Below are 14,577 nucleotides of genomic sequence, written 5' to 3'. Positions count from 1 at the left end.
AAAGGGCGGACGTCATAGCCGGCGATACAGCGAGCGCTCAGCCCGCGCTGTCCTACGCGCCGAGAAAGCGCGCGAGGATCGCGTTCGAATACGTGCCCGCAATCCCGGTCAGGAACGCCATGAACGATCCCGGCGCGTGATCGTCGGCGGTGTCGGAAATCGTACGCACCACCGCGCACGGCACGCCGTACTCGTAGCAGACCTGCGCGATCGCCGCGCCTTCCATCTCGACCGCGAGCGCATCAGGAAGCGCCTCGCGCAACGCGGCGACGGCCGTCGCGCTCGCGACGAACTGATCGCCGCTGACGATCAGACCGCGATGCACGCGCGGCTCGCGCGTGCCGAAACGCGCCGCGCAGGCCGCGCCTTCCTCGGCGACGAAGCGCTCGCACGCGGCGGCGAGCCGGTCGGCGAGCGCGGCATCGGCGGTGAAACGCGAGACGCCGAGCAGCGGCACCTCGAAGCGCGGAAACAGCGGCGACGCGTCGATATCGTGCTGCATCAGCGTGCTCGCCACGACGATATCGCCAACATGCACGTCGCCCCCGACACCGCCCGCGACACCGGTGAACACGATGGCTTCGACATCGAACTCGTGGATCAGCGCGCTGGCCGTCGCGGCCGCCGCGACTTTGCCGACGCGCGCGAGCGTGACGACACACGGCGTGCCATGCACGGTGCCGACGTAATATTCACGCTGGCCGTGCGTGACCGTGCGCACGCCGGACTCGGCACGCATCGCGTCGATCAGGTCGCCCAGTTCCTGCGGCAACGCGGCCAGAATGCCGAGCGGCCGCGCCGCACCGTGGCTCGTGTTCAAGGGTGTGTTCATTCGACCGCCTGCAGTTTGGCCACCGCCAGCGCAAGCCACTTCTCGCCGTGCCGCTTGAAGCGCACCTGCGCCTTCGCGTCGGTACCGTTGCCTTCGAGCGCGGTGATCGTGCCTTCGCCGAACTTCGTGTGGAACACCTGCTGGCCGACACGAAAGCCCGTTTCGGCCGCGCGTTGCTCGTTCGCGAAGGCGGGCGCCGGCGCGGAGGCCACCGAAGCCGTTGCCGCCGCGCCACCGCCGTAGCCCGGTCGCGCGAACCAGTCGCGCCCGTGGCCGGCGTTGTCCGAGCGGCCACCCCAGCGCGCGCCCGCCTCGACCTTCGGCGTGAGCCACTTGAGCGTTTCCTGCGGCAATTCGTCGAAGAAGCGCGAGCGGATGTTGTAGCGGGTCTGGCCGTGCAGCATCCGGCTCTGCGCGAACGACAGATACAGCCGTTCCTTCGCGCGCGTGATCGCGACGTACATCAGACGCCGCTCCTCTTCGAGGCCGTCGGACTCCATCGCGCTGTTCTCGTGCGGGAACAGACCTTCTTCGAGACCGGTGATGAACACCGCGGTGAATTCGAGACCCTTGGCCGCGTGCACGGTCATCAGCTGCACCGCCTCCTGGCCGGCCTGCGCCTGGTTGTCACCCGCTTCGAGCGATGCGTGCGACAGGAAGCCGGCGAGCGGCGTCATCGTGTCGGGGTTCTGCGCCGGATCGGCGATGTCCGGCGCGTCGAGCACGACGGTGTTCGGATCGTCGCTCGCCACCGCGAGCTCGGGCGCGGCGCTCGCTCCGGGGCGCAGCGGGATCGAGCGCGCGGGCGTATCGAGCCCGTAGCCTTCCTCGCTGACGAACGCGGCAGCCGCGTTGACGAGTTCCTGCAAGTTCTCGAGCCGGTCCTGGCCTTCGCGCTCGTTCTGATAGAACTCGGCGAGACCGCTCGCGCGGACCACGTACTCGACGGTCTCGGGCAGACTCATCTGCTGCGTGTCGGCGCGCATCTTGCCGACCAGGTTCGCGAACGCGGCGAGGCTCGAGCCCGCCTTGCCCGCGACGTACGGAATCGCCGCGGCCATCGAGCAGTTGTACAGACGCGCGGCGTCGGCGAGCTGTTCGATCGAACGCGCGCCGATGCCGCGGGTCGGGAAATTGACGACGCGCGCGAACGCGGTGTCGTCGTTCGGGTTGTCGATCAGGCGCAGATACGCAAGCGCGTGCTTGACTTCCTGACGCTCGAAAAAGCGCAGGCCGCCATACACGCGATACGCGATGCCCGCATTGACGAGCGTGTGCTCGATCGTGCGCGACTGCGCGTTGCTGCGGTAAAGCACCGCGATTTCGCTGCGCGACAGGCCGGTATTGATCAGCGCGCGGATCTCTTCGACGATCCAGCCGGCCTCCTGCGAATCGGTCGCCGATTCGTAGACGCGCACCGGTTCGCCGTGGCCCGCGTCCGTGCGCAGATTCTTGCCGAGGCGCCGCGAGTTGTTCGCGATCAGCTGGTTGGCGGCATCGAGAATATGGCCGTGCGAGCGATAGTTCTGTTCGAGCTTGATCAGATTGCGCACGTTGAACTCGTGCTCGAAGTCGCGCATGTTGCCGACGTTCGCGCCACGAAACGCATAGATCGACTGGTCGTCGTCGCCGACCGCGAAGATCGCGTTGTGCTCACCCGCGAGCAGCTTGAGCCACGCGTATTGCAGCTTGTTCGTGTCCTGAAACTCGTCGACGAGGATGTGCCTGAAGCGCGCCTGGTAATGCGCGCGCAGCGGCGGATTGTGCGCGAGCAGTTCGTAGCAGCGCAGCAGCAGCTCGGGGAAGTCCACCACGCCTTCACGCTGGCATTGCTGATCGTAGGCTTCGTAGAGCTCGACGAACTTACGGTTGAAGTTGTCGGTGGCGTCGACGTCTTTGGGACGCAGGCCCTGCTCTTTCGCGTTGTTGATGAAGTACTGGAGATTTTTCGCCGGGTACTTTTCGTCGTCGATGTTGAGGCCCTTCATCAGGCGCTTGATGGCCGACAGCTGGTCTGCCGTATCGAGAATCTGGAACGTGGCGGGCAGCCCAGCGTCGCGGTGATGCGCGCGCAGCATACGGTTGCACAGGCCGTGGAACGTGCCGATCCACATGCCGCGCGTGTCGATGGGCAAGAGCGCCGAGAGGCGCGCCATCATTTCGCGGGCGGCTTTGTTGGTGAAGGTCACGGCGAGGATGGTCGCGGGGGACGCGAGGCCTTGCTGGATCAGCCACGCGATGCGGGTGATCAGGACGCGGGTTTTGCCGCTGCCGGCGCCGGCCAGAATCAGCGCGGGCTCATTCGGAAGAGTGACGGCGGCGTGTTGTTCGGGGTTTAGATTCGAGAGGAGGTCGGGCATTTTTTTGCGGAGGCGCAGTTCGGGGGACATTATATGCCCCGGCGGGGGCGGCGCTTTTTTTCGTTGTTCTGGATTGGTTGGCTTTTTTTCGTTGGTCTGGACTTGTTGGCCTTTCCTTGATTTCTTGTCGGTCTATTGGCGTTGCCCCTGTGCGGGGCGGCACCTACTTTCTTTGCTGCTGCAAAGAAAGTAGGCAAAGAAGACAGCTCAAACCGCTAACTCTTAAGCGGGTCCCCTGGCTTGGCAGGGGTAGTGGTGCATCTGGAGTCGGTGCTCCCGCACATTCCGCGCTGGTGACAAAGCCGTCATCCGCACCCACTCCGCACTGCGTGCGTCGCGGACGGGTCTGCCAGGAGAACCGACGGTTTGGGAAGGACGCTTCGGCGCGCGGAGCGCCGCCGGAAGAATGACGGCCTTGTCACTGCCGTCGAATGTGCGGGAACACGGATTCCAGATGCACCACTACCATGTGCGGACCGAGGTGCCCGCTTATGAGCTGGCGGTTTGAGCTGTCTTCTTTGCCTACTTTCTTTGCAGCAGCAAAGAAAGTAGGTGCCGCCCCGCACAGGGGCAACGCCAATAAACCGACAAGCCAGCAAGGAAAGGCCAAAAAGCCCAGAACAACGCCAAACCAACCCGCCGACAGGCACCAAACCTCGTCCAGCTATAATCAACACTCTCCGCCTCCCAAAGCCTGCTTTTAAAACAGAAACATGAGCGACACCCCGAGCGACCCCACCTCGACGCTTGCAAAAAGCTTCGAACCCCACACCATCGAAGCCCACTGGGGCCCTGAATGGGAAAAGCGCGCCTACGCCGCGCCCTCCTTCGACGCGAACCGCAAGAATTTCTCGATCCAGTTGCCGCCGCCCAACGTCACGGGCACGCTGCACATGGGCCACGCGTTCAACCAGACCATCATGGACGGCCTCACCCGCTATCACCGCATGCTCGGCGAGAACACGCTGTGGGTGCCGGGCACCGACCACGCGGGCATCGCCACGCAGATCGTTGTCGAACGGCAACTCGACGCGCAGGGCGTGTCGCGTCACGACCTCGGCCGCGAGAAGTTCGTCGAGCGCGTGTGGGAGTGGAAGCAGCAGTCCGGCTCGACCATCACGAATCAGGTGCGCCGTCTCGGCGCCTCGATCGACTGGTCGCGCGAGTACTTCACGATGGACGACAAGATGTCGGCCGCCGTGCGCGACGTGTTCGTGCGCCTGTATGAACAGGGCCTGATCTATCGCGGCAAGCGCCTCGTGAACTGGGACCCGGTCCTGCTCACCGCGGTGTCGGACCTCGAAGTGGTCAGCGAGGAAGAAAACGGTCATCTGTGGCACATCCAGTATCCGTTGACCGACGGCTCCGGTCATCTGACCGTCGCCACCACGCGTCCGGAAACCATGCTAGGCGACACCGCCGTGATGGTGCACCCCGAAGACGAGCGCTACGCGCATCTGATCGGCAGGACCGTCACGCTGCCGCTGTCGAACCGCGAAGTGCCGATCATCGCCGACGACTACGTCGACCGTGAATTCGGTACCGGCGTCGTCAAGGTCACCCCTGCGCACGATTTCAACGACTATCAGGTCGGCCTGCGCCACAAGCTGCCGCAGATCGAAATCCTCACGCTCGACGCGAAGATCAACGACAACGCGCCCGAACGATACCGCGGTCTCGACCGTTTCGAAGCCCGCAAGCTGGTGGTCGAGGATCTCGAAGAGCTCGGCGTGCTCGAATCGGTCAAGCCGCACAAGCTGATGGTGCCGCGCGGCGACCGCACCGGCGTCGTGATCGAGCCGATGCTGACCGACCAGTGGTTCGTCGCGATGAGCAAGCCGGCGCCCGAGGGCACCTTCAATCCGGGCAAGTCGATCGCCGAAACCGCGCTCGACGTGGTCCGCAACGGCCAGATCAAATTCGTGCCGGAGAACTGGACCACCACGTACTACCAGTGGCTCGAGAACATTCAGGACTGGTGCATCTCGCGTCAGCTGTGGTGGGGCCATCAGATTCCGGCATGGTACGGCGAGAGCGGCGAAGTGTTCGTCGCGAAGACCGAGGAAGACGCGCGCGCGAAGGCCGTCGCGGCCGGCTACACGGGTGCCTTGAGGCGCGACGAAGACGTGCTCGACACGTGGTTCTCGTCCGCTCTGGTGCCGTTCTCGTCGCTCGGTTGGCCGAACGAAACGCAAGAGCTCAAGCACTTCATGCCGTCCTCGGTGCTCGTCACCGGCTTCGACATCATCTTCTTCTGGGTCGCGCGCATGGTCATGATGACCACGCACTTCACCGGCAAGGTGCCGTTCGACACGGTCTATGTGCACGGTCTCGTGCGCGACGCCGAAGGCCAGAAGATGTCGAAGAGCAAGGGCAATACGCTCGACCCGATCGACATCGTCGACGGCATCGGCCTCGACGCGCTCGTCGCGAAACGCACCACCGGCCTGATGAATCCGAAGCAGGCCGCGTCGATCGAAAAGAAGACCCGCAAGGAGTTTCCGGACGGCATTCCGGCGTTCGGCACAGACGCGCTGCGCTTCACGATGGCTTCGATGGCCACGCTCGGCCGCAACGTGAACTTCGACCTCGCGCGCTGCGAGGGCTATCGCAACTTCTGCAACAAGCTGTGGAACGCCACGCGCTTCGTGCTGATGAACTGCGAAGGCCAGGACTGCGGTTTCGGCCAGCCGGCGCAATGCGGCGAATGCGGGCCAGAAGGCCATCTGCATTTCTCGCAGGCCGACCGCTGGATCGTGTCGCAACTGCAGCGCGTCGAAGCGGAAGTCGCCAAGGGCTTTTCAGACTATCGTTTTGACAATGTGGCCAACGCCCTATACAAGTTCGTATGGGACGAATATTGTGACTGGTACCTCGAGCTCGCCAAAGTGCAGATCCAGACGGGTCAGCCGAACCAGCAGCGCGCCACGCGCCGCACGCTGCTGCGGGTGCTTGAAACGGTGTTGCGCCTGGCGCATCCGGTGATCCCGTTCATCACCGAAGCGCTGTGGCAGAAAGTGGCGCCGCTCGCTGGCCGCTACCCCGCTGGCAAGGCCGAGGGCGAGGCGTCCATCATGGTGCAGCCGTACCCCGTCGCGGAGCCGTCGAAGCTCGACGAAGACGCCGAGCAGTGGGCGGCCGACCTCAAGGCGGTGATCGACGCGTGCCGGAATCTGCGCGGCGAAATGAACCTTTCGCCGGCGGTCAAGGTGCCGTTGCTCGCCACCGGCAACGCGGAGCGCCTTGGCACGTTCGCGCCCTACGCCCAGGCACTGGCGCGTCTGTCCGAAGTGCAGATCATCGCCGACGAGGCCGCGCTCGACGCACAGGCGGATGGCGCGCCTATTGCTATCGTAGGAAGCGACAAGCTCGTGCTGAAGGTCGAAATCGACGTGGCGGTCGAACGCGAACGCCTGTCGAAAGAGATCGCACGATTGAGTGCTGAAATCGTCAAATGCAACGGTAAGCTGCAGAATCAGGCATTCGTTGCGAAGGCGCCGGTGGCGGTCGTGGAGCAGGAACAGAAACGGCTTGCCGATTTCGAAGCCACCGTCGGCAAGCTGAAAGCCCAACTGGCGCGCTTGCCGGCCTGATCGACGCGCCCCACCCGCGTATCTCAAAGGCGGGCGGGCACGGACTTAAACCAGAGGACTCAGGGTATTCACATGCTAAAAGTTACGAAGGCGGTTTTTCCGGTAGCAGGTCTCGGCACCCGCTTCCTCCCCGCCACGAAGGCTAGCCCGAAGGAGATGCTGCCGATCGTCGACAAGCCACTGATTCAGTACGCGGTCGAAGAGGCCATGGCGGCCGGCATCACCGAAATGATCTTCGTCACGGGCCGCAGCAAGCGCGCGATCGAAGACCATTTCGACAAGTCCTATGAGATCGAGGCCGAACTCGAGGCGCGCGGCAAGGACAAGCTGCTCGAACTCGTGCGCAGCATCAAGCCGAGCCATGTGGATTGCTTCTACGTGCGCCAGGCGGAGGCGCTGGGCCTCGGTCACGCGGTGCTGTGCGCGGAAAAGCTGGTCGGCGACAACCCGTTCGCCGTGATTCTCGCGGACGACCTGCTGTACGGCACGCCGCCCGTCATGACGCAGATGATCGAGGTGTTCGATCACTATCACAGCTCGGTGATCGGCGTCGAAGAGATCCCGCCGCAGGACACGAAGTCGTACGGCATCGTCGATGGCAAGGAATGGGAAGATTCGATCATCAAGATGTCGGGCATCGTCGAGAAGCCGGAGCCGAGCGTGGCGCCGTCGAACCTCGGCGTGGTCGGCCGCTATGTGCTGAAGCCGCGCATCTTCGATCACCTGCGCTCCATCAAGCCGGGCGCGGGCGGTGAATTGCAGCTGACGGACGCGATCCAGTCGCTGCTCGCCGACGAACAGGTGCTCGCGTACAAGTATCACGGCACGCGTTTCGACTGCGGCAGCAAGCTCGGTTACCTGAAGGCGACGGTCGAGTTCGCGCTGCGTCACCCGGAAGTGGCCGCCGATTTCGAAGAATATCTGCGTACCCGCTCGCCGGTTCTCGAAGGCTAATCACGCCAACGCACACGCTGAAACGAAGAAGGCGCTGTCCCCCGAATAATGGGGACAGCGCCTTCTTTTTTACATACGACGGACAGTTTTACCGATCGCCGCTCAACGGCGCCGCATCAGGAACGTAAACACCTTGTCATGCGCCGAGCTTTCGACGATCTCGTTGCCGGTCTGCTTCGCGAACGCGGCGAAATCGCGCTGCGAGCCGGGGTCGGTGGCGAGCACCTTGAGAATCTGGCCGCTTTCCATGTCGGCGAGCGCCTTTTTGGCGCGCAGGATGGGCAGCGGGCACATGAGCCCGCGCGCATCGACTTCCTTGTGAATCTGAATTTGCATCGACGATGACCTTCGGGACGAGGCGTCGCTAGCGACGCCGGACAGAGGGTCAAATTCTACAGCAGGCAGCGCGGCGCCGCCGGGCAGCGCGCGACCGCGAGCGCCGCTACAGCGTCACCGCCTGGCCGCTTTGCAGCGACTCGCGCAACGCGACACCGATGCGGGTCGCTTCGAGCGCATCGGCAAGCGTCGCACCGCTTTGCGCCCCATCGCCCTCGCCCGCCCCGATTTGCACCGACGCGACGAACGCGCGCGCCTCGTGCAGAAACGCGTCCTCGAAGCGGTCGAAAAAGTTCGGCGTGCACTCGTTGCGAATGCCGCTGGCGTCGTAGATCTCGACGCGATTCGCGCGCGGATTGCGCCCGATCGTGAGCCCGCCCGCCGTGCCGATCACTTCGCTGTGACTATCGTTGCCGTGCGCCTGGGTGCGCGACGCGTAGAACATGGCGAGCTTGCCGCCCTCGAACTCGCAGATCGCGACGCCGTTGTCGATGTCGCCGAATTCGCGCAGGCCCTCGTGCAGCGCGACCGTGCCCGCCGCGAACACGCGCGTCGCGCGCGGCTTGCCGAGGAGCCACCGGGCGACGTCGATGTCGTGCACCGTGCAGTCGAGAAAGATGCCGCCCGAGGTCGCCGCGAAGCGCACGAAGAAGCCGTCGTTGTCGTTCTGATCGGTGGTTTGCGAGCGCACGAGGAACGGCCGGCCGATCTGGCCGGCGGCGATTTTATCGAATGCGTCCTTGTAGCTCGGATCGAAGCGCCGCATGAAGCCGATCGTCGCCTGCAGATGCGGATAGCGCGCCGCTTCGGCCAGCACGCGCTCGCATTCGGCGACCTCGAGCGATAGCGGCTTCTCGCAGAACACATGCTTGCCGGCGCGCAACGCGTCGACGATCTGCTGCGCGTGCAGCGACGACGGCGTGACGAGCCACACCGCATCGACTTGCGGATCGGCGAGCAGGTCCGCGTAATCGGCGTAGAGATGTGGCCCATGCGGAGGCTCGGGCAGCGTCTCACGCGCCCATGCAAGCTCATCTTCCATCGGACTGCACGCGGCCGCGAGCGTCGCGCCCGGCACGCGATACGCGAGATTCTCCGCATGACGTTTGCCGAGCCGTCCCAGGCCGACCACGCCGAGGCCCAAACGCCTGGCGACGGGCTTCATGATGCGGCCTCGCTGAGTTTGATCGCCCGGCCCTCGCGCCACGAACGCGTCGCGGCGTCCGCCAGTTCGAGCGCTTTCAGGCCATCGGCGACGGTCGTGCGCACCGGCTTGCCGTGCGTGACCGCGTCGAAGAAATGCGCGATTTCGAGCGCGTACGCCGCGCGATAGCGTTCGAGAAAGAATGCCTCGGGCACGTCGGTCGACACTTCCGTTTTCGAATACGCGGTGACTTCGGTCGGCCGCACGTTGCCCGCCTGCAGCATGCCGGTGCTGCCGAGCACTTCGAAGCGCTGGTCGTAGCCGTAGGCAGTGCGCCGCGCGGTGTTGATCTGGCACAGGCGCCCGCGCTTCGTGCGGATCGTCACCGCGGTCGAATCGATGTCGCCCGCCTCGGCGATCGCGGGGTCGGTGAGGCAACTGCCGGTCGCGTGCAGCGTGTCGGCTTCGTCATCGAGAATCCAGCGGAAGATGTCGAAGTCGTGAATCAGCATGTCTTTGAAAATACCGCCCGAGTGCCGGATGTACTCGACCGGCGGCGCGCCCGGATCGCGACTGGTGACCACCAGCATTTCCGGCGTGCCGATCTCGCCCGCGTCGATGCGCGCCTTCAACGCCGCAAACGTCGGATCGAAGCGCCGCTGAAAGCCGATCATGCAGACGACACCCGCGCGCTCGACGGCTTCGGCGCACAGCCGCGCGCGTTCGAGCGTCAGATCGACCGGCTTCTCGCAGAACACGTGCTTGCCCTGCGCGGCCGATTTGACGATCAGGTCCGCATGCGTGTCGGTGCTCGAACAGATCACGGTCGCGCCGATCGACGCGTCGCCGATCGCGCCGTCGATATCGGCGACCTGCGCGCCATGTTGCGCGGCGAGCGCGGCCGCCGCCTCGCGATTCACGTCGACCACGTATTTGAGCCGCACGCCCGGCTGCCGGGCCAGATTCGCCGCATGGATCTTGCCGATGCGTCCCGCACCGAATACGGCGACGTCGATCGTGTTTACCGCGTCAGTCATCGTAGCCTCCAGTGTCGTTGGATTCTTCAACGTTCAGTTCGAGCTTGTACGCGAGCGCGATGAAGAGCGCCTGGCACAGACAGATCGTGCTGGTCAGCGAGCGGAACGCGAATGCGCTGCCCTCTTTCACGTAGAGCTGCGTGCTCGCGTAGCGCGCGAGCGGCGATAGTTGGCTGTCCGTAATGACGAGCGTCTTCGCCTGGAGATGATGCGCGACGCGCAGACAGTACTGCGTCTCCTTGCCGTACGGCGCGAAGCTGATCGCGATCACCACGTCGCCCTTCCTCACGCTGCGGATCTGCTCGCGATACATGCCACCGAAACCGGACACGAGGTGCACCCGCTTGTGCGTGTGCTGCAACGCATAGACGATGTAGCTCGCGACCGGAAACGAGCGCCGCACGCCGATCACGTAGATGTTGTCGGCCTGCTGCAGCATCTTGACGGCGGCGTCGAACTGCTTGTCGTCGAGACCGGCTTCGAGTTCTTCGAGGCCACCGCGCGACGCGGCGATGAACTCACGCGCGACCGCGCCGCCCGACAGCGTGCCGGGCTTCTCGTCGATCAGCTTGCGGATACGCTGCTGATAGCTCGACGACGACACGCCCTGCCCCGTATACGCCTGACGAAACACCGCCTGCAGATCGGAGAAGCCGGAAAAGCCGAAGCGCTGCGCGAAGCGCACGACCGCCGACGGATGCACACCGCAGCTCGCGGCGATATCGCTGGTGCGATCCATCATCACGCTCGAGCGATGCTGTTCGATGTACGTCGCGACGCTTTTCAACTGCCGCGGCAGCGACTCGTAGGTATCCGCGATGCGCTGCATCAATTCGTCGACGCTCGGCAACGCATCTTCGGTGATCTGTTCCGCCATGACTGCCTCTCGGGAGTTCCTGCAATGCGGCAGACGCGCTCGCGACTCGCGGCATTGCGCATCCGACGTTGCGGATTATAGGCAGCCGCCGTGCCAAATGGAACGTATTTTCCATTTTTATTTGTCATGAAATTTTCTTTGCAAGACGTCGGAAGATGACCTACTCTTGGTCGTGAGCGATGGCGCTTCGGCCTCGTTGTGTGGGTCATCGGAATGGCAAGCCGCCGCCAGGCGCTCCCTCAATAACGAACGACAGACCGAGAAAGGTGGAGACAATGAGACTTTGCAGAGGCAAGGCAACGCTCAGGATTCTGGTGACGGCGTTGACGTTGGCGGCGGGATTCGGCGCGGCCTCGGCCGCCCGCGCGGCGGACGCGCACTTCGTGCTGATCAGCCATGCGCCGGATTCGGATTCGTGGTGGAACACGATCAAGAACGCGATCAAGCAGGCCGACCAGGACTTCAACGTCCAGACCGACTACCGCAATCCGCCCAACGGCGACATCGCCGATATGGCCCGTCTGGTCGAACAGGCGGCCGCGCGCAACTACGACGGCGTGATCGTGTCGATCGCCGACTTCGACGTGCTGAAGAGTTCGATCGGCAAGGTCACCGAGAAACACATTCCGCTCGTCACGATCAATTCGGGCACCGAGGAGCAAAGCGAGAAGCTCGGCGCGATCATGCACGTGGGCCAGCCCGAGTTCGCGGCCGGCAAGGCCGCGGGCGAAAAGGCCAAGGCGGCCGGCATCAAGTCGTTCCTGTGCGTGAATCACTACGCGACGAACCCGGCTTCGTTCGAACGCTGCCGCGGCTTTGCCGAGGCGATCGGCGTCGACTTCAAGACCTCGACGCTCGACGCGGGCCAGGACCCGACCGGCGTGCAATCGAAGGTCAGCGCATTCCTGCGCAACCATCCGGATACCCAGGCGGTGCTCACGCTCGGTCCGCTGTCGGCCGATCCGACGCTGAAGGCGCTGCAGCAGATGGGCCTCGCCGGCAAGATCTGGTTCGCGACGTTCGACTTCGACAGCGACATCGCCAAGGGCATACAGGATGGCACGATCCAGTTCGCGATCGACCAGCAACCGTACTTGCAAGGCTATATCCCGGTCGCCGTGCTCGCGATCGTGAAGAAGAACCACACCACCGATCCCGCCAAGATCCGCGAGATCCTGCAGGCGAATCCGAAGTTCAAGGAGCGTCTCGCCACCTACGGGCTCGCCCCCTCCTATGGGCCGCGCAATATCGGCTCGGGTCCGGGCTTCATCACGAAGGCCAACGTCGACAAGGTGCTGAAGTACGCGGGTCAGTATCGTTGAACGCATAGCAACGCATCGCCTGAACAGTGTCGCCGCGCCGGCGGCGGCACTGCTTCGCCTCGCCGCTCGCGAGCGTATCAAGGAGAGCTTCAATGGGTGTCGCCGATCTGTTTCATCCCCATCACCGCAAGCAACCGCCGCCCGATCCGCAGGATCCGGCGAACGCCGCTTCGACAGCCGCTTCGCAGACCGCGGCCGACGACGAACGCGTGCGCAAGGAATCCTGGTTCCGCCATCTGCTCGGCCGTCCGGAATTCGCGGCGCTCGCGGGCACCGTGATGGTGTTCATCGTGTTCGGCATGGCGGCCGGCAACTCGGGGATGTTCAATCTCGACGGCGTGATGAACTGGTCGCAGGTCGCCGCGTATCTGGGTTTGATTTCGGTGGGCGCATGCCTGCTGATGATCGCCGGCGAATTCGACCTGTCGATCGGCTCGATGATCGGTTTTGCCGGCATGATGGTCGCGCTGCCGACCATGTACTTCCACTGGCCGATCTGGCTCGCGATTCTGTTCGCGTTCGCGGGCTCGATGCTGCTCGGCGCGCTCAACGGCTATCTGGTGATGCGCACGCGCCTGCCGTCGTTCATCGTCACGCTGGCGTTCCTGTTCATTCTGCGCGGCCTCACGCTCGCGCTCTCGGTGATGTTCGCCGATCGCACCATCATCTCCGGCGTCGGCGACGTCGCCCGTCAAGACTGGTTCGCGCACACGTTCTTCCAGGGCGTCGCATTCAGAGGCCTGTTCGTCTGGCTCGGCCACCTCGGCCTCGTGAAGATGCTCGACAACGGCATGCCGCTCGTGCCGGGCATTCCCAAAGTGCTGCTGTGGTGGCTCGTACTGGCCGTGGTCTGTGCGTTCACACTCGCGAAAACGCGCTTCGGCAACTGGATTTTCGCGGTCGGCGGCGATGCCAACGCGGCCAAGAACGTCGGCGTGCCGGTGCGTCGCGTGAAGATTTCACTGTTCGTGCTGACCGCGTTCTGCTCGGCCCTGTATGCGGTGCTGCAGGTGTGCGACATCGGTTCGGCCGCGGCCGACCGCGGTTTGCAGGCGGAGTTCGAGGCGATCATCGCCGCGGTGATCGGCGGCACGCTGCTCACAGGCGGCTATGGCTCGGTGATCGGGGCCTGCTTCGGCGCGCTGATCTTCGGCGTCGTGCAGATCGGCATCACCTACACCAACGTCGATTCCGACTGGTTCCGCGTGTTCCTCGGCGTGATGCTGCTGTTCGCCGTGCTGTTCAACCACTACGTGCGCGGCCGCGTCGCGGCGTCGCGCTAGACGGAGGTTCACGATGAGCACCCCCGAACCGAACGCGGACGACATCATCCTGTCGCTCGAAAACGTCAGCCGCTATTTCGGCAACATCATCGCGCTGAACGACATCACGCTGCGCCTCAAACGCGGCGAAGTGCACTGCCTGCTCGGCGACAACGGCGCGGGCAAATCGACGCTGATCAAGACGCTCGCGGGCGTCTATCAACCGAGCAAGGGCACCTACCGGGTGGACGGCAAGCCGGTGCACTTCACGTCGCCGAAAGACGCGCTCGATCTCGGCATCGCGACCGTCTATCAGGATCTCGCGCTCGTGCCCTTGCTGTCCGTCGCGCGCAACTTCTTCATGGGCCGCGAGCCGCAGAAAAAGCTGTTCGGCTTGCTCAACGTGATGGACCTCGAAACCTGCGCGAGCACCGCGCGCGACAAGCTCGCGGAAATGGGCATCAACGTGCGCGACCCGCATCAGCCGATCGGCACGATGTCGGGCGGCGAGCGGCAGTGTCTGGCCATCGCGCGCGCGATCCACTTCGGCGCGCGCGTGCTGATTCTCGACGAACCGACCGCCGCGCTTGGCGTCAAGCAGAGCTTCAACGTACTGAAGCTGATCCATAAGGCGCGCGCCAAGGGCATCTCGGTGATCTTCATCACGCACAACGTGCACCACGCGTATCCGATCGGCGATTCGTTCACGCTGCTCAACCGCGGCCGCTCGCTCGGCACGTTCACGAAACAGACGATCAGCAAGGACGAAGTGCTCGACATGATGGCCGGCGGCGCCGAGATGCAGAAGATGATCGGCGAGCTCGAAGGCGCGACGATCTGACCGATTCGCATGGCAGCTC

The 14,577-nt window shown here is 64.2% G+C and carries 11 protein-coding genes; 5 read left to right on the top strand and 6 right to left on the bottom strand.

Annotated features, from left to right (window positions below; translation table 11 throughout):
- Positions 1–52: 52 nt before the first annotated feature.
- Together CI15_RS17010 and CI15_RS17005 are read right to left on the bottom strand one after the other, a co-directional pair.
- The gene (locus CI15_RS17010) at positions 53–832 is read right to left on the bottom strand and encodes a 5'-methylthioadenosine/adenosylhomocysteine nucleosidase (protein ID WP_062129490.1); all 780 of its coding nucleotides are present in this window, start codon (positions 830–832) and stop codon (positions 53–55) included.
- Positions 829–3,192: a UvrD-helicase domain-containing protein gene (locus tag CI15_RS17005; RefSeq protein ID WP_062129884.1), complete on the bottom strand. Its 2,364-nt coding sequence runs from the start codon at positions 3,190–3,192 to the stop codon at positions 829–831. Before CI15_RS17005 ends, CI15_RS17010 begins: the two co-directional genes overlap by 4 nt.
- A 713-nt stretch (positions 3,193–3,905) precedes the next feature.
- Between CI15_RS17005 and CI15_RS17000 the strand changes: the two genes are divergently transcribed.
- A complete protein-coding gene (locus tag CI15_RS17000) occupies positions 3,906–6,785 on the top strand; it encodes a valine--tRNA ligase (protein WP_062129489.1) in 2,880 nt (959 codons plus the stop codon).
- 72 nt (positions 6,786–6,857) lie between these two features.
- A complete protein-coding gene (gene galU, locus CI15_RS16995) occupies positions 6,858–7,739 on the top strand; it encodes a UTP--glucose-1-phosphate uridylyltransferase GalU (RefSeq protein ID WP_008921346.1) in 882 nt (293 codons plus the stop codon).
- A 102-nt stretch (positions 7,740–7,841) separates the two neighbouring features.
- Here galU and CI15_RS16990 read toward each other — a convergent pair whose 3' ends face one another.
- From CI15_RS16990 to CI15_RS16975, 4 genes are all read right to left on the bottom strand, one after another.
- A complete protein-coding gene (locus tag CI15_RS16990) occupies positions 7,842–8,069 on the bottom strand; it encodes a sulfurtransferase TusA family protein (protein ID WP_026225937.1) in 228 nt (75 codons plus the stop codon).
- A 112-nt stretch (positions 8,070–8,181) separates the two neighbouring features.
- Positions 8,182–9,240 carry a Gfo/Idh/MocA family oxidoreductase gene (locus tag CI15_RS16985; RefSeq protein WP_062129488.1) on the bottom strand — a complete coding sequence of 353 codons (1,059 nt, stop codon included), beginning with the start codon at positions 9,238–9,240 and terminating at the stop codon, positions 8,182–8,184.
- The gene (gene iolG, locus CI15_RS16980; protein WP_062129487.1) at positions 9,237–10,256 is read right to left on the bottom strand and encodes an inositol 2-dehydrogenase; all 1,020 of its coding nucleotides are present in this window, start codon (positions 10,254–10,256) and stop codon (positions 9,237–9,239) included. Before iolG ends, CI15_RS16985 begins: the two co-directional genes overlap by 4 nt.
- Positions 10,249–11,133: a MurR/RpiR family transcriptional regulator gene (locus tag CI15_RS16975; protein WP_062129486.1), complete on the bottom strand. Its 885-nt coding sequence runs from the start codon at positions 11,131–11,133 to the stop codon at positions 10,249–10,251. Before CI15_RS16975 ends, iolG begins: the two co-directional genes overlap by 8 nt.
- Before the next feature lie 275 nt (positions 11,134–11,408).
- Here CI15_RS16975 and CI15_RS16970 point away from each other — a divergent pair, with 275 nt between their 5' ends.
- The 3 genes from CI15_RS16970 to CI15_RS16960 all read left to right on the top strand — a co-directional run bounded on the left by CI15_RS16970 (position 11,409) and on the right by CI15_RS16960 (position 14,558).
- A complete protein-coding gene (locus tag CI15_RS16970) occupies positions 11,409–12,455 on the top strand; it encodes a sugar ABC transporter substrate-binding protein (RefSeq protein ID WP_062129485.1) in 1,047 nt (348 codons plus the stop codon).
- A gap of 92 nt (positions 12,456–12,547) precedes the next feature.
- A complete protein-coding gene (locus CI15_RS16965; protein ID WP_062129484.1) occupies positions 12,548–13,738 on the top strand; it encodes an ABC transporter permease in 1,191 nt (396 codons plus the stop codon).
- Positions 13,739–13,751: 13 nt separating this feature from the next.
- Complete coding sequence (locus tag CI15_RS16960; protein WP_062129483.1) at positions 13,752–14,558, top strand: ATP-binding cassette domain-containing protein; 807 nt, start codon at positions 13,752–13,754, stop codon at positions 14,556–14,558.
- Positions 14,559–14,577: the final 19 nt, after the last annotated feature.

The sequence above is a fragment of the Paraburkholderia monticola genome (genome assembly GCF_001580545.1).
GTDB classification, from domain to species: Bacteria; Pseudomonadota; Gammaproteobacteria; order Burkholderiales; family Burkholderiaceae; genus Paraburkholderia; species Paraburkholderia monticola.
This window is presented reverse-complemented; position numbering and strand designations above follow the sequence as displayed.